We start from the raw sequence: 14,797 nt of genomic DNA, 5'->3' as shown, positions 1-14,797 counted from the left end.
CGAGCAGCAGGAGCGGACCATGAACGTTGTGACCCCGGCGGGCGGCGACAGCGTGGCGGCCCGTGGCTGGCCGGGCGTCCTCGACGCCCTGCTGACCGGCCGTGATCTGAGTGCCGACGACACCGCCTGGGCCATGGACCGGATCATGCGGGGGGAGGCCACCGACGCCCAGATCGCCGGTTTCGCGGTCGCGCTGCGGGCGAAGGGCGAGACGGTCGACGAGATCAACGGCCTCGTACGGGCCATGTACGCGCACGCCAACCTCATCGAGGTGCCCGGCCGCACCGTCGACATCGTCGGCACGGGCGGCGACGGGGCCAAGACGGTGAACATCTCCACGATGTCCGCCCTCGTGGTGGCCGGAACCGGCGCGAAGGTCGTCAAGCACGGCAACCGGGCGGCGTCCTCCGCGAGCGGCTCCTCGGACGTGCTGGAGAAGCTCGGCGTCAACCTCAACCTCACCCCGGAGCGGGTCGTGGAGGTCGCGGAGGAGGCCGGCATCACCTTCTGCTTCGCCGTGAAGTTCCACCCGGCCCTGCGGCACGTGGCGGCGGCCCGCAAGGAGCTGGGCATCCGCACCACCTTCAACTTCCTCGGCCCGCTGACCAATCCGGCCCGGGTACGGGCCCAGGCGACCGGTGTCGCCGATGCGCGGGTGGCCCCGATCGTGGCGGGCGCGCTCGCCGAGCGGGGCTCGTCCGCACTGGTCTTCCGCGGCGACGACGGCCTGGACGAACTGACCACCACGGCCACCTCGCGCGTCTGGTGGGTCCGCGACGGCAAGGTCTCGGAGCAGTCCTTCGACCCGCGCGACGTCGGCATCGAGCTGGTCGACGTCTCCGCACTGGCCGGCGGGGACCCCTCGTACAACGCGGACGTCGCCCGCCGGCTGCTGGCCGGCGAGACGGGTCCGGTCCGCGACGCGGTGCTGCTGAACTCGGCGGCGGCGCTGGTCGCCCTCGACCCGGGCACGGGCACGCTGGAGGAGCAGATCGCGGCCGCCATCACCCGTGCGGCCGAGTCGATCGACTCGGGTTCGGCGCGGGCCGCCCTCGAGCGGTGGGTGGCGGCCACCAACCGGTAGGCCCGCCGCAGCCGGGCTGCGCGAGAAAGGCGTGAAAGAGCCGACCCCGGTCCAGCATGTGGACCGGGGTCTTGCGTTCGGTCGATCTTGTGGCAGGATGCGGATCAGGTCACGAGTGACAGCGTTTAGGCCCCGGCTTGCTGTCCGGCAACCCTCCTTCCGTGGCGGGGTGCCCCGGGTGATGACCAGGTCGTAGGCAGCAAGGCCTACGGCAAGCGCGGATCCCTCGATACCAGGGGTCCTGGTCCACTCGAGGAGCTTTTTCCGTGAGCAAGCGAATGCGATAGGGCGACTCCGCCCCTTCTTCAACCCTCGGATCAGGGTCTCTTCCGCGTACCCGCGTCGGGCCCGCCTTCCCTCCGAGGTCCCTACCCGTACCCCGGACGGCCGCAGCGCCGCCGTACCCGCGTACGGGCACACCGAAGCCATTCCGCCCTGCCTGCCGGGAGACACCGCCATGTCCGCGACCCTGAACGCCGCCGCCTCCACCGCTTCCGCCGCCACCGCCGTCGACCCCGCCTGTGCCGAGCCCCTCGCGGTCCTCGGCCGGGACGTCACCGTCCCGCTCGTCACCGGCGGCGAGGTCACCTACGCGGCCCTCGACTACGCGGCCAGCGCCCCCGCGCTCCAGCGGGTCTGGGACGACGTGGCCGCGTACGCCCCCTACTACGGCAGCGTCCACCGCGGCGCGGGCTACCTCTCGCAGCTCTCCACGGACCTCTTCGAGCAGAGCCGGGCCACGGTCGCCGGATTCCTCGACTGCCGACCCTCCGACCAGATCGTCTTCACCCGCTCCACCACCGACTCGCTGAACCTGCTCGCGGCCGCGCTCCCCGCCGGCTGCCAGGTCTTCGTCTTCGAGACCGAGCACCACGCCTCGCTGCTGCCGTGGACGAACGCCCAGGTCACCTACCTCAACGCCCCCCGCACCCCCGACGAGGCCGTCGCCACCCTGGAGCGCGCGCTGGCCGACCGCGAGCCTTACGGCCCGGCCCTGGTCTGCGTCACCGGTGCGTCCAACGTCACCGGTGAGCTGTGGCCGGTCAAGGAGCTCGCCGCCGCCGCGCACGCCCACGGCGCGCGGATCGTGCTGGACGCCGCCCAGCTGGCCCCGCACCACCCCGTCTCGGTCCAGGAACTCGACGTGGACTGGGTCGCCTTCTCCGGCCACAAGCTGTACGCGCCCTTCGGCTCGGGCGTGCTCGCCGGCCGCGCGGACTGGCTCCAGCAGGCCGAGCCGTACCTGGCCGGTGGCGGCGCCTCCCGCAAGGTGGCCCGCCGCGAGGACGGCGGCGTGGACGTCGAGTGGCACACCACGGCCGCCCGCCACGAGGCCGGCTCCCCGAACGTCATCGGCGTCTACTCCATCGCCTCCGCCTGCCGGGCCCTGACCGAGGCGGGCTTCGACACGCTGGTCGCCCGCGAGCAGGAGCTCATCCGCAAGGTCCGCGAGGGCCTCGCGGAGGTCCCGGCGGTGCGCGTCCTGTCCCTCTTCGGGGACGACGCCCCGCGCGTCGGCGTCATCTCCTTCGTGGTGGACGGCTGGAACAGCTCCCACTTCGCCGCGGCCCTGTCGGCCGAGTACGGCATCGGCGTCCGCGACGGCCTCTTCTGCGCCCACCCGCTGGTCCGCACCCTGCTCGGCAGCGAGCCGCAGGCCCAGGGCGAGTGCGGGGCGCCGGAGGCGGCGCCGGGGGAGCGCTCGCTGAACGCGATCCGCGTCAGCTTCGGCGCGGGCACGCCCGACGAGCACGTGGACCGCTTCGTCGGGGCGGTGAAGGAACTGGTCGCGGACGGCGCGAAGTGGCAGTACCGCACGGAGGAAGGCCGCTGCGTCCCGGCGGTCTGACGCCCCCTGCCCGGCGGGGGCTGCGCTGCCGGGGCGCTGCCCCGGACCCCGCGCCTCAAGCGCCGGCGGGGCTGGTTTTGCCTCGGCGGGACCGGTCTGTTGGGGCGGGGCCCCTCCGGAGTGTCTCCTCGTCCTCGCGCCTGCGGGCAGTGCTGCGTGGCGTGGAGGGTGGTCGCGCGCTCGTCCTGCGGGGACCCTCCTGCACGGCCCCACCCCAAGAGCACCGTCCCGGCCCGCCGGGGCGGAGTCATGGCGCGGACACCGCGCAGGGCCCGAAGGGTCAGGACCCCGGCCGGGGAAGATCCAGCCTCGCCGGCGTTTGAGGCGCGGGGTCCGGGGCAGCGCTACGCGTCGAGGCCGATCGCGAACGCCGCCTCCAGGTCGTGCTGGGAGTACGTACGGAACGCCACGTGCGTGTCCGTGGCCTCGACGCCCGGGATCTTGCTGATGCGGCCCGGGATGATGTCCGCCAGGTTCTCGTGGCGGGCGACGCGGACCAGCGCGATCAGGTCGTAGGTACCGGTGACGGAGTAGACCTCGCTGACGCTGTCCAGCGCGGCGATGGACTCGGCGATCTCGGGGATGCGGTCCACGCTGGTCTTGATGAGCACGATCGCGGTGATCACGGCTGGCTGTCTCCCTCGGTGGCCGTCGCTGGTCGACCCACTCTAGTCGTACGCCGATACCGCGCCCACGCGTAGAGGAAGCCGAGCGAGAAGCCCACCAGATGGGCCAGGTACGCGACCCCGGGACCGCTGCCCGCCCGGTGTGCCGCCACCCCCTGCAAGGCGAACCAGAAGAGCAGCACGATCCACGCCGGGAACCGCAGCGGCAGGAAGAAGAGGAACGGGAACAGGCTCGTCACCCGCGCGCTCGGCAGCAGGCACAGGAAGGCCCCCAGGACCGCCGAGATCGCGCCGGACGCGCCGACCAGGGTCTGGTCGGAGCCGGCGTTGGCCGCCGCGTACGCGGCGAGGGCCAGGTAGCCCGTACAGACGTAGAAGACGAGGAAGGCGGGGCGGCCCATCCGCTCCTCCGCCATGGCGCCGAAGACGTAGAGGAAGAGCATGTTCCCGAGCAGGTGCAGCCAGCTGCCGTGGACGAAGAGCGCCGTCAGCGGCGTCAGCCAGGCACGCGGGCTGCGCGTGAAGAGCTCGTCCGGGACGACGCCCCAGCGCCGGAAGTAGGCCGTACCCGCGGTCAGCAGTTCGTCCCCCGTGCCGTAGACCGGGTTCAGCCCCGAGGCGGGGCCGAGGAGGAACACCAGAGCGCAGCCCGCGATCAGCGCATGGGTGACCACCGGTCCCCGGGCGGCCTCGCGGACGGCCCGCCACCTTACGATCATGTGACAGAGCATGACGCAACCGGCCCCACCTGAAGCGGTGGCAGGCCGTAGGGTTACGAGCTGCGGTCCGACGAGAGCAGCGCGGACGGCTTTAATTGAATCAGCTACGAAGGAGAGAGCGGCCTGATGACGACGGTTCCCCTGCCGACCGACACCACCCGGTGGCGCTGCACCCTGTGCGGCAACCTCACGCGTTTCGACGTCACCCGTTCGTCGAAGGTCGTCGAGTACGTCCACCTGGACCTCGCCGGGGAGCCCAAGGTCGAGGAGCGCGAGGTGGTCAGTGAGACCATCGAGTCGGTCCGCTGCCGCTGGTGCAATGCGGTGGACCAGATCGAGCTCGTGGACAGGCCGGGCGCGGACTCCTGACGGAGCCCCGCCCACAGGTAGAAGACGGTAGGGGTGACGGATCGTGGAGCCAGCAAGCGGCGCTGAGCCGGCCGATGCGGCCGGCGACGCCGCCGAGGTGCTCGACCGCCCGCTGCCGGAAGGCGTGCGGCGTCGGGTCGTCGCGCTCGTCTCGGACGCCTTCGGCGGACTGACGGTCGCGGACCTCCCGGCGCAGCTGCGCCAGTACGCCCGTTTCACCCCGACCCGTCGGGTCAAGTTCGCCGGCAACGCCATGGCCACGGCCGTCGAGACCGACGGCGTCTTCCGCAGCCGCGTCGCCGAGAAGCTGCGCGAGGCGCAGGGCGACCTCGCCGCGGCGCTGGAGTCGGGCGCGCCGCCCGCCGCCGCCGATCCGCTGGACGTGGCGGCCGCCGCGTACGTGCTGCGGCCCGTCGGCTGGGTCAAGCTGGTCGCCGCCGCCGGCGAGGAGGCGCAGCGCGCCGACGCCGAGCGGGTGGGCGAGGAGACCCGGCGCGAGCTGGAGCGGCTGCGCGAGGAGCTGGCCCACGTACGGGAACTGCAGCGCACCGGGGGCGAAGAGGTGAGGGCCGAGCTGGAGGCCGCCCGCAAGGAAGCCGAATCGCTTCAGCGCAAGCTGCGCAGTGCCCTCAGCGACGTGAAGCGCGGCGAGGCCGCCCTGCGCAAGGTGAACGCCGAGATCGACGGGATCCGCGGGGAGGCCGCCGCGCAGGTGGCCGCCGCCGAGAGCGAGAGCCGGCGGCTCAAGTCCCGCCTCACGGAGGTGGAGACGGCGCTGGAGACCTCCCGCCGGGCCACCCGCGAGGGGCGCAGCATCGAGGACATGCGGCTGCGGCTGCTGCTGGACACCGTGCTGGACGCGGCGGCGGGGCTGCGCCGCGAGCTGGCGCTGCCGCCGGTGAACATCCGCCCCGCGGACACCGTGGACGCGGTGGAGCCCGGCCGGATGACGCCGAAGGACATCGCCGCCCGGGCGCTGTCGGAGACCGATCCGGCGCTGCTGGACCAGCTGTTGGCGCTGCCCCAGGCCCATCTCGTGGTCGACGGCTACAACGTGACGAAGACCGGCTATCCGACGATGCCGCTTGAGAAGCAGCGGCTGCGGCTGCTGGGCGGGCTGTCGATGCTCGCCGCGCAGACGGGCGCCGAGATGACCTGTGTCTTCGACGGGGCGGAGCTGGCGGCGCCGGTGCTGCTCGCGCCGCCGCGCGGGGTCCGGGTGCTGTTCTCCAAGGCCGGGGTCACGGCGGACGAGTTGATCCGCCAGCTGGTGCGCGCGGAGCCGCCCGGCCGCCCGGTGGTCGTGGTCTCCACCGACCGGGAGGTCGCCGACGGCGTGGCCAAGGCCGGGGCGCGACCCGTGACGTCCGCCTTGTTGCTGAAGCGGCTTTCGCGCGTTTCGTAACTCCTGGCCCCAATGCCCGAATTGGCAGGGAGTCTGAGGGACGTACGGTCAAGTGCCCTGCACACAGCGTGCGCTGTAGGTAAAGAACCTGGTCGGTCAGCAAGTTTTTTCCCGACGGGATTTGAACTGATCACAGCGGGGTCACTAAGGTCTGCTCAAACCTTCGTGCGGTAGATCACTCATTCGGGGTGGCGGCGGAGGTGCTGCCGAGCCTGCGTTCTTCGGCGGCTCTAGGAAGAAGGAGCTCGCCCGCGTGGCGTCCCACCGTCGACCCAAGCAGCCGACCCGCGCTCGTGTGACCGTGCTGACCGCGACAGCGGCCGCGGCCGTCGTCCTCTCCTCCCAGGGTGCATCGGCCGCCCCGGCGAAGCCGACCAAGGAAGAGGTCAAGTCCCAGGTCGACGCTCTCTACGAAGAGGCGGAGCAGGCCACCGAGAAGTTCAACGGGGCCAAGGAGCACCAGGACAAGCTCGAGAAGGAGATCGGGTACCTCCAGGACCAGGTCGCCCGCGGCCAGGGAGACATCAACGAGCTGCGCAACACGCTCGGTTCGATGGCCACCTCCCAGTACCGCACCGGCGGCATCGACCCGGCACTCGCCCTCCTCCTCTCCGAGGACCCCGACGGCTACCTCGACAAAGCCGCCTCCCTCGACCACTTGAGCGGCAAGCAGGTCGAGGCGGTCCAGCGGATCCAGGCCAAGCAGCGCACCCTCGCGCAGCAGCGCCAGGAAGCCGCGAGCAAGCTCGCCGACCTCGACGCCACCCGCAAGGAACTCGGCGAGAAGAAGAAGGCCTCGCAGGAGAAGCTCGCCGAGGCGCAGGCCCTGCTCAACACCCTCACCGCGGAGGAGCGCGCCGCGATCAAGGACGAGGACTCCCGGGCCAGCCGCGCCGCCGGCCAGCGCGTCGACCTCGGCAACGTCAGCGCCTCCGGCCGCGCCGGAGCCGCCCTCGCGGCGGCGAAGACCAAGCTGGGCGGCGCCTACGTGATGGGCGCCACCGGCCCGAGCGCCTTCGACTGCTCCGGGCTCACCCAGTGGGCGTACAAGCAGGCCAACGTCAGCATCAGCCGCACCACCTACACCCAGGCCAACGACGGCACGCGCATCAGCCGCAGCCAGCTCCAGCCCGGTGACCTGGTCTTCTTCTACAGCGACCTGCACCACGTGGGCCTGTACGCCGGCAACAACATGACGCTGCACGCCTCCAACCCGCGCGGCGGCATCAAGTACGAGTCCATGGACAACATGCCGTTCATGTTCGGTGTCCGGGTCGGCTGACCCCCGGGACCTCTTGGACCCCTGAAGGCCCAGGAACCTCCCCCGTCACACAACGCGCCGTGCACCGCCCATCCGGGGGAATTGCACGCGTGCGCCGCGACCACACGCCCCGCCGGTGACCTGCGTCTCCGGCGGGGCGTCCCCGTTCGTACCCTCCGGCGGTCGTTGGCCGGTGCCCCGTGGCGCGGCTACTGTCTGCCAGCGCGGAACCCGGCACACGGCCGCCCACGGAGGGCGGACCCGGGCCCCGCGCAGCGGAAGGGAGCGGTTTCACGTGGCGTCCCATCGCCGGACCGGGCCGAACGCCCTCGACCGGAACACGAAGGTCACCGTCCTGACCGCCGCGGCGGCAGGCGCCGCCGTCGTCATGTCGGGCGCACCCGCGGGCGCGGCGCCCGGCCTCCCGCAGGAGCCGGCAGCGGGTGCCCGCGCCCAGGTCGACCGGCTCTTCGAGGAGGCCGAGCAGGCCACCGAGCGCTTCAACGAGGCGGGCGAGAAGGCCGACCGGCTCCGCGCCGAGATCAGCCGGGCCCAGGACGCGGTGGCCCGCGGCCAGGAACGCGTCAACACCATGCGCGGCGTCCTCGGCACCTTCGCCGGAGCCCAGTACCGCAGCGGCGGCATCGACCCCTCCCTCGCCCTGATGCTCGCCGAGGACCCGGACGCGTACCTCGAACAGTCCGCGGCCCTGGACCGGCTGACCGGGCGCCAGGCCCGCCAGCTCGAGGCACTGCGCGAGGAGCAGCGCCGGCTCGCCCAGGAACGCCGCGAAGCCTCCGGCAAACTCGCCGAACTCGAAGCCCTGCGCGCCGACGTCGCCACCCAGAAGAGGTCCGTCACCGCGAAGCTCGCCGCCGCCCGGCGGCTGCTCAACGCCATGCCCTCCGAGGAACGGGCCGACTACGAGCGGGCCTCGCGCTCCGCGGACCGCCAGGACGTGCTGCCCGAACTGCCCTCCTTCGGGCCCTCCTCCGGCCGCGCCGCGGCCGCGGTGATGGCGGCCCGCTCGGCGGTCGGCCGCCCCTACGTATGGGGCTCCACCGGCCCCTCCGGCTTCGACTGCTCCGGCCTGATGGTCTGGTCGTACCGGCAGGCGGGCGTCTCGCTGCCGCGCACCTCGCAGGCCCAGCGGCACGCGGGGCGCCAGGTGCCGCTCTCGCAGGCCCGCCCCGGGGACCTGGTGACGTACCGCTCCGACGCCAGCCACGTCGGCATGTACGTCGGCAACGGCCAGGTCGTGCACGCCCCCTACCCGGGGGCCCGGGTGCGCTACGACCCGGTCGGGATGATGCCGGTGTCGTCGGTCACCCGCCCCTGAACCCGCGGAGCACGCACGTACGATCGGCGGATGCCCCGCGGTCGCCCCGTCCCCCGTGTCCTGCCGCTGCTGCTCTGCGTGCTGGGCGCGCTGCTGACCGGCTGCGGCGCGCCCGGAACCCCCCGGGACACCGCCGAGCGGGACGTCCGCGAGGCCGTCGCCGCCTGGTCGCGGACACCGCCCGAGCGGCTCGCCGGGATCCCGCTCGAGGGCTGGTCCTACGAGGTCACCTCGGTCCGGCGGGACGGCGCGCGGGCCACCGCCCGGGCCGAACTGCACTACCGGCTCGCCGGATACGACACGGCCCCGGCCGGTTCGGCGCGGGAGCTCACCCTCGACGGGCAGGGCGGGCGGTGGCGGGTCACGGCCGACCGGCCCGCGCCCGGCGCCCTGCCGCAGCTGTGGGACCAGGGCGCGGTGACCGTGGCCCGCGGGGCGCACTCCCTGGTGCTGGGCGGCGAAGGGCAGTCCCCCGGGGCCCTCTCCGCGATCGCCGCCGAGGCCGACCGGGCGGTACCGGCCGCCGGCGCGGCCTGGCCGCGGCCGTGGTCGGGGCGGGTCGTGGTCCTCGTACCGGGGTCGCTGGAGCGGATGGCCGGGCTGCTGGGCCGCCCGGCCGAGGCCTACCGGGGACTGGGCGCCGTCACCACCGGGCAGGTGGGCGCCGGGCCCGCCCCCGCGGACCGGGTCGTGGTCAACCCGCAGGCCTACCCGGAACTGAGCGGGCAGGGCCGCCGGATCGTCCTGACCCACGAGGTCACGCACGTGGCCACCCGCGCCGCGACCTCCGCCACCACCCCGCTGTGGCTCTCCGAGGGCTTTGCGGACTGGGCGGCGTACCGGGGCACCTCCACCACCCCCGCGCAGGGCGCCCCCGTGCTCGCCCGGGCCGTGCGGCGGGGCGAGGTGCCGGGCGGACTGCCCCGGACGGAGGCCTTCGCCTTCGGCGGCGACCCGGAGGCGGCGGCGCGGGCCTACGAGGGCGCGTGGCTGGCCTGTCGGCTGATCGCGGAGAAGTGGGGGGAGGCGGGCCTGGTCCGGCTGTACGAGGCGGCGGGCCGGGAGCCGTGGCCGAACGCCCTCGCCCACGCCCTGGGCACGGACACCGACACGCTCACCCGGGCCTGGCAGGAGTCCCTGCGCGACGAACTCGGCTGAGCGGGTACTGTCGGCAGGCGATGCACAAGACGCTGATCGTGACCAACGACTTCCCGCCGCGACCGGGCGGCATCCAGGCCTTCCTCCACAACATGGCGCTACGGCTGGATCCCGACCGGGTCGTCGTCTACGCCTCCACGTGGAAGCAGAGCGCGGAGGGCCGCGAGGCCACCGCGGCCTTCGACGCGGAGCAGCCGTTCCAGGTCGTGCGCGAACGTACGACGATGCTCCTGCCGACCCCGCGCGTGACCCGGCGGGCGGTGGGCCTGCTGCAGGAACACGGCTGCGAGTCCGTGTGGTTCGGGGCGGCGGCCCCGCTCGGGCTGATGGGCCCGGCGCTGCGGCGGGCGGGCGCGAAGCGGCTGGTCGCCACCACGCACGGGCACGAGGCGGGCTGGGCGCAGCTGCCGGCCGCGCGGCAGCTGCTGCGGCGGATCGGCGAGGGCACGGACACGCTGACCTACCTCGGGGAGTACACGCGCTCGCGGATCGCCTCGGCGGTGACGGAGCGGGCGGCGGCCCGGATGGTCCAACTCCCGCCGGGGGTGGACGAGAAGACCTTCCACCCGGAGTCGGGCGGCGCGGAGGTCCGGGCACGGCTCGGGCTGACCGACCGCCCGGTGGTGGTCTGCGTCTCGCGGCTGGTGCCGCGCAAGGGCCAGGACACCCTCATCGAGGCGATGCCGGCCATCCTGGCGGCGGTGCCGGACGCGGTGCTGCTGATCGTGGGCGGCGGGCCGTACGAATCGGACCTGCGGGCCCTCGCCGTCTCCACGGGGGTCGCGGACTCGGTGGTCTTCACGGGAGCGGTCCCGTGGTCCGAGCTCCCCGCCCACTACGGGGCGGGCGACGTCTTCGCGATGCCGTGCCGCACCCGGCGGGGCGGGCTGGACGTCGAGGGGCTCGGCATCGTCTACCTGGAGGCCTCGGCGACGGGCCTGCCGGTGGTCGCGGGCGACTCCGGCGGGGCGCCGGACGCGGTGCTCGACGGTGAGACGGGGTGGGTGGTCCGGGGCGGCGCCCCTGAGGACGCGGCGGACCGCATCGTCACCCTCCTCCAGGACCCGGACCTGCGCGCGCGCATGGGTGAACGCGGGCGGGCGTGGGTCGAGGAGAAGTGGCGCTGGGACCTGCTGGCGGACCGCCTGCGCGCGTTGCTGTAGCCGTTGGCCGCCGCTGCGCGGTTGCGTGGGCTCTGCCCCCGGACCCCCGCTCCTCAAACGCCGGAGGGGCTGGGTTCCGGCTGCTGCCGTCCGCCAGGTGCGGCTGGGCAGTCAGCAGCGCCGGACGGACGGCAGTCGCCAGATCCAGCCCCTCCGGCGTTTGAGGAGCGGGGTGCGGGGCGGAGCCCCGGATCTTCGAGCCGGCGGAGCCCCAAGGGCGGCGGGACGGGCCGAACGCCATGTCTGACTGTCACTCAGAACTGTGGCAGCACCGGCTATGGGGGGACGGCCGGATTCCGCCCATGATGCGGCCATGACACCACACCTGACGCGCCGTCACCTACTGGGGATCGGCGCCCTCCAGACCGCGGCCGCCCTCGGCTTCACCCGCATCGGGCTGCAATCCGCGGCCGCCGCCGAGCCCGCCGCCGCACAGTACGCCCCCGCCATCGTCGTCGGCTCCGGTTACGGCTCCGCCGTCGCCGCGCTGAGACTCGGCCAGGCCGGCGTGCGTACCGTCGTCCTCGAAATGGGCCGGCTCTGGAACACCCCCGGCCCCGACGGCAAGGTCTTCCCCTCCACCTCCGCGCCCGACCAGCGCTCCATGTGGTTCCGCAACCGCACCGAGGCCCCGCTCGCCCAGTTCCTCTGGCTCGACGTGGTCAACCGCGACATCAGCCCGTATCCCGGCGTCCTCGACCGCGTGAACTACGGCGACATGTCCGTGTACGTGGGACGCGGCGTCGGCGGCGGGTCGCTCGTCAACGGCGGCATGGCGCCCACCCCCCGGCGGTCGTACTTCCAGGAGGTGATGCCGCAGGTCGACGCCGACGAGATGTACGGCACCTACTACCCCCGCGCCCGCGCCATGCTCGGCGTCAACGACATCGACCCGGCCTGGTTCGAGTCCACGGAGTGGTACCGCTTCGCCCGGATCTCCCGCAAGCACGCCCAGAACACCGGCCTGAAGACCGTCTTCGTACCGAACGTCTACGACTTCGAGTACATGAAGCGGGAAGCCGCCGGCACCGCCACCAGGTCGGCCCTCGCCGGAGAGGTCATCTACGGCAACAACCACGGCAAGAAGAGCGTCGACAAGACCTACCTCGCCGCCGCCCTCGGCACCGGCAACGTCACCATCGAGACGATGCAGCGCGTCGTCGGCGTGCGCCCGGACCCGGCCGGCGGATACGTCCTCACCGTGCAGACCGGCGACGTCACGGGACGGGTCACCCAGGTCCGCGAACTCGGCTGCAAGCAGCTGTTCCTCGGCGCCGGCAGCCTCGGCACCACCGAGATCCTGCTCCGGGCCCGGGAGACGGGCGCCCTGCCCGCACTCAGCGACAGGGTCGGGCTCGGCTGGGGCCACAACGGCAACGTCATGACCGCCCGCGCCAACCACCTCTGGGACACCGTCGGCGCGAACCAGGCCACCATGCCCGCCATGGGCATCGACGACTGGGACAACGCCTCGAACCCGGTCTTCGCCGAGATCGCCCCGCTCCCCATGGGGCTGGAGCACTGGATCTCGATGTACCTGGCCATCACCAAGAACCCGGAGCGCGGGCACTTCACCTACGACGCGGCCACCGACTCGGCGCGCCTCAACTGGCGCAGGGACCAGAACACGCCCTCGGTCAACGCGGCGAAGTGCCTCTTCGACCGCATCAACTGGAAGAACTTCACGATGTACCGCTACGACCTCTTCGGCGGCAACAGGGCCTTCGCCGACAACTTCACCTACCACCCGCTCGGCGGCTGCGTCCTCGGCGACGCCACCGACGGGTACGGGCGGGCGAAGGGCTACCAGGGGCTGTACGTGGTCGACAGCTCCCTGATCCCCGGATCGCTCGGCGTGAACCCGTTCGTGACCATCACCGCCCTCGCCGAGCGGAACATGGCCCGGATCCTCGCCGAGGACCCCCGTTAGGGACGATCAGCCCCGGTACAGCGCCTCGATCTCGTCCGCGAAGTCCTTCGCGACCACATTGCGCTTCAGCTTCAGCGAAGGCGTGATGTGACCCGACTCCTCCGTGAACTGGGAGGGCAGAATGCGGAATTTCCGCACCGATTCCGCCTTGGACACCGCCGCATTGCCGTCGTCGACGGCCTTCTGGACGGCGGCGATCAGCTCCGCGTCCTCGCGCAGCTCCGCCGCCGTCACCCCGGCCGGCTTGCCGTTCTCCGCGGCCCACCGGCCGAGGAACTCCTCGTCGATGGTGACGAGTGCGGCCACGAACGGCCGCCCGTCGCCGACGACCATGCACTCCGCGACCAGCGCGTGCGCCCGGATCCGGTCCTCGATCACCGCGGGGGCGACGTTCTTTCCGCCGGCCGTGACGATCAGTTCCTTCTTGCGTCCGGTGATCGCGAGGTAGCCGTCCTCGTCGAGCGTGCCGACGTCGCCGGTGTGGAACCAGCCGTCGGTCAGCGCGTCGGCGGTGGCCGTCTCGTTCTTCCAGTACTCCTTGAAGACGTGCTCGCCGTGCAGCAGCACCTCGCCGTCGTCCGCGATGCGCACGACGGAACCCGGGAGCGGCTGGCCGACCGTACCGATCTTCGTCTTGTCCCACGGGTTGAAGGCCGTGGCGGCGCAGGACTCGGTCAGGCCGTAGCCCTCCAGCACCGTGAAGCCGATGCCGCGGAAGAAGTGCCCGAGGCGCTCGCCCAGCGGGGCGCCGCCGGAGATCGCGTACTCGCCGCGTCCGCCGAGGACCGTGTGCAGCTTGCTGTAGACGAGCTTCGAGAAGATCTTGTGCTTGAGCTTCAGGCCGAAGGACGGCCCGCCCGGGGCGTCCAGCGCGCGGCTGTAGGCGATGGCCGTCTCGGCCGCCGCGTCGAAGATCCTGCCCTTGCCGTCGGCCTGGGCCTTGGCGCGCGCCGAGTTGTAGACCTTCTCGAAGACGCGCGGCACGCCGAGGATCAGCGTGGGCCGGAAGGACTGCAGCTCGTCGGTCAGGTTCTTGATGTCCGGTACGCAGCCCAGCCGGATCGGCGCCAGCACCGCGGCCACCTCCACCAGGCGGCCGAAGACGTGCGCGGCCGGGAGGAAGAGCAGCACGGAGCACTCGCCGGTGCGGAAGAGCGGGCTGAGCCGCTCCACCACGTTGCCGCACTCCGCGAAGAAGTTGCGGTGGGTCAGCACGCAGCCCTTGGGGCGGCCGGTGGTGCCCGAGGTGTAGACGATGGTGGCCGGGTCGTCCGCGACCGCGAGGCTGCTGCGCTCGTCGACCTCGGCGTCGGTGATCTCGCTGCCTGCGGCCTTCAGGGCCTCGACGGCGCCCTGCTCGATCTCCCAGACCTCGCGCAGCTCCGGCAGCCGGTCCCGGAGGGAGGTGACGGACGCGCTGTGGCCGGGGCTCTCCACGACCACGGCGACGGCGCCGGAGTCGCCGAGGATCCACTGGATCTGCTCGGGAGAGCTGGTCTCGTAGACGGGGACGGTGACACCGCCCGCGGTCCAGATCGCGAAGTCGATCAGCACCCACTCGTAGCGGGTGCGGGAGATCAGGGCGACCCGGTCGCCGGGGCGGACGCCCGCCGCGATCAGGCCCTTGGCCGTGGCCCGGACCTCGGCCAGGAACTCGGTCGCCGTCACGTCCTGCCACCGGCCGTCGACCTTGCGGCTCATGACGGCGGTGTCGGGATGCTGCGCGGCATTGCGGCGGATGAGATCCGTCAGGTTCCCGTCCGACGGGACCTCGTACAGGGCCGGAAGGCTGAACTCGCGCAAGACTGCTGCTCCTCTGGGCGCCATCGCCACCATGTGGACCGACCGGACGTTACCCACGAGTAGTGGGTTCCCGATAGAGGGAACCGGCCAG

General features: G+C 72.7%; 12 protein-coding genes and 1 riboswitch. Of the genes, 9 read left to right on the top strand and 3 right to left on the bottom strand.

All coding sequences use genetic code 11. The features are described 5' to 3' along the window. Positions 1 to 19 precede the first annotated feature (19 nt). Together trpD and ACIGFK_RS35030 are read left to right on the top strand one after the other, a co-directional pair. Complete coding sequence (trpD, locus tag ACIGFK_RS35035) at positions 20 to 1,084, top strand: anthranilate phosphoribosyltransferase (protein ID WP_400055085.1); 1,065 nt, start codon at positions 20 to 22, stop codon at positions 1,082 to 1,084. A 107-nt stretch (positions 1,085 to 1,191) separates the two neighbouring features. Further along, positions 1,192 to 1,308, top strand: a riboswitch (SAM riboswitch). Between the two features lie 233 nt (positions 1,309 to 1,541). Beyond that, positions 1,542 to 2,933, top strand: coding sequence for an aminotransferase class V-fold PLP-dependent enzyme (locus tag ACIGFK_RS35030; protein ID WP_400055083.1), 1,392 nt, complete (start codon positions 1,542 to 1,544; stop codon positions 2,931 to 2,933). 344 nt (positions 2,934 to 3,277) lie between these two features. Here the strand turns inward: ACIGFK_RS35030 and ACIGFK_RS35025 are convergent, their stop codons facing one another. Next, positions 3,278 to 3,559, bottom strand: coding sequence for an Lrp/AsnC family transcriptional regulator (locus ACIGFK_RS35025; RefSeq protein WP_008738815.1), 282 nt, complete (start codon positions 3,557 to 3,559; stop codon positions 3,278 to 3,280). Continuing rightward, the gene (locus tag ACIGFK_RS35020) at positions 3,556 to 4,278 is read right to left on the bottom strand and encodes a rhomboid family intramembrane serine protease (protein WP_376658787.1); all 723 of its coding nucleotides are present in this window, start codon (positions 4,276 to 4,278) and stop codon (positions 3,556 to 3,558) included. Before ACIGFK_RS35020 ends, ACIGFK_RS35025 begins: the two co-directional genes overlap by 4 nt. A gap of 126 nt (positions 4,279 to 4,404) precedes the next feature. Between ACIGFK_RS35020 and ACIGFK_RS35015 the strand changes: the two genes are divergently transcribed. From ACIGFK_RS35015 to ACIGFK_RS34985, 7 genes are all read left to right on the top strand, one after another. Beyond that, a complete protein-coding gene (locus tag ACIGFK_RS35015) occupies positions 4,405 to 4,647 on the top strand; it encodes a hypothetical protein (protein WP_079426254.1) in 243 nt (80 codons plus the stop codon). 40 nt (positions 4,648 to 4,687) lie between these two features. After that, positions 4,688 to 6,052 (top strand): NYN domain-containing protein, encoded by a 1,365-nt coding sequence (locus tag ACIGFK_RS35010; RefSeq protein WP_376658799.1) that lies wholly within the window; start codon positions 4,688 to 4,690, stop codon positions 6,050 to 6,052. A 253-nt stretch (positions 6,053 to 6,305) separates the two neighbouring features. Next, the gene (locus tag ACIGFK_RS35005; protein ID WP_376658788.1) at positions 6,306 to 7,334 is read left to right on the top strand and encodes an NlpC/P60 family protein; all 1,029 of its coding nucleotides are present in this window, start codon (positions 6,306 to 6,308) and stop codon (positions 7,332 to 7,334) included. Between the two features lie 274 nt (positions 7,335 to 7,608). Continuing rightward, positions 7,609 to 8,652: an NlpC/P60 family protein gene (locus ACIGFK_RS35000; protein ID WP_386469835.1), complete on the top strand. Its 1,044-nt coding sequence runs from the start codon at positions 7,609 to 7,611 to the stop codon at positions 8,650 to 8,652. A gap of 30 nt (positions 8,653 to 8,682) precedes the next feature. Continuing rightward, complete coding sequence (locus ACIGFK_RS34995; protein ID WP_400055080.1) at positions 8,683 to 9,810, top strand: hypothetical protein; 1,128 nt, start codon at positions 8,683 to 8,685, stop codon at positions 9,808 to 9,810. 20 nt (positions 9,811 to 9,830) lie between these two features. Further along, entirely contained in the window at positions 9,831 to 10,973 is a 1,143-nt protein-coding gene (locus ACIGFK_RS34990) for a glycosyltransferase family 4 protein (protein ID WP_400055078.1), read from the top strand. Between the two features lie 313 nt (positions 10,974 to 11,286). Next, entirely contained in the window at positions 11,287 to 12,903 is a 1,617-nt protein-coding gene (locus ACIGFK_RS34985) for a GMC oxidoreductase (RefSeq protein WP_400055076.1), read from the top strand. Positions 12,904 to 12,909: 6 nt separating this feature from the next. On the opposite strand, the gene ACIGFK_RS34980 is transcribed toward ACIGFK_RS34985, so the two are convergent. Further along, complete coding sequence (locus tag ACIGFK_RS34980) at positions 12,910 to 14,706, bottom strand: AMP-dependent synthetase/ligase (RefSeq protein ID WP_376658793.1); 1,797 nt, start codon at positions 14,704 to 14,706, stop codon at positions 12,910 to 12,912. Between the last annotated feature and the right edge of the window lie 91 nt (positions 14,707 to 14,797).

It is taken from the genome of Streptomyces sp. NPDC085524, assembly GCF_044541755.1.
Taxonomy (GTDB): domain Bacteria; phylum Actinomycetota; class Actinomycetes; order Streptomycetales; family Streptomycetaceae; genus Streptomyces.
This window is presented reverse-complemented; position numbering and strand designations above follow the sequence as displayed.

Excerpts from the sequence above, each read along its gene's own strand:
- ACIGFK_RS35030 (WP_400055083.1), top strand. The coding sequence starts at position 1,542 with ATGTCCGCGACCCTGAACGCCGCCGCCTCCACCGCTTCCGCCGCCACC.
- ACIGFK_RS35015 (WP_079426254.1), top strand. The coding sequence starts at position 4,405 with ATGACGACGGTTCCCCTGCCGACCGACACCACCCGGTGGCGCTGCACC.
- ACIGFK_RS35020 (WP_376658787.1), bottom strand. The coding sequence starts at position 4,278 with ATGATCGTAAGGTGGCGGGCCGTCCGCGAGGCCGCCCGGGGACCGGTG.
- ACIGFK_RS34985 (WP_400055076.1), top strand. The coding sequence starts at position 11,287 with ATGACACCACACCTGACGCGCCGTCACCTACTGGGGATCGGCGCCCTC.
- trpD (WP_400055085.1), top strand. The coding sequence starts at position 20 with ATGAACGTTGTGACCCCGGCGGGCGGCGACAGCGTGGCGGCCCGTGGC.
- ACIGFK_RS34995 (WP_400055080.1), top strand. The coding sequence starts at position 8,683 with ATGCCCCGCGGTCGCCCCGTCCCCCGTGTCCTGCCGCTGCTGCTCTGC.
- ACIGFK_RS34990 (WP_400055078.1), top strand. The coding sequence starts at position 9,831 with ATGCACAAGACGCTGATCGTGACCAACGACTTCCCGCCGCGACCGGGC.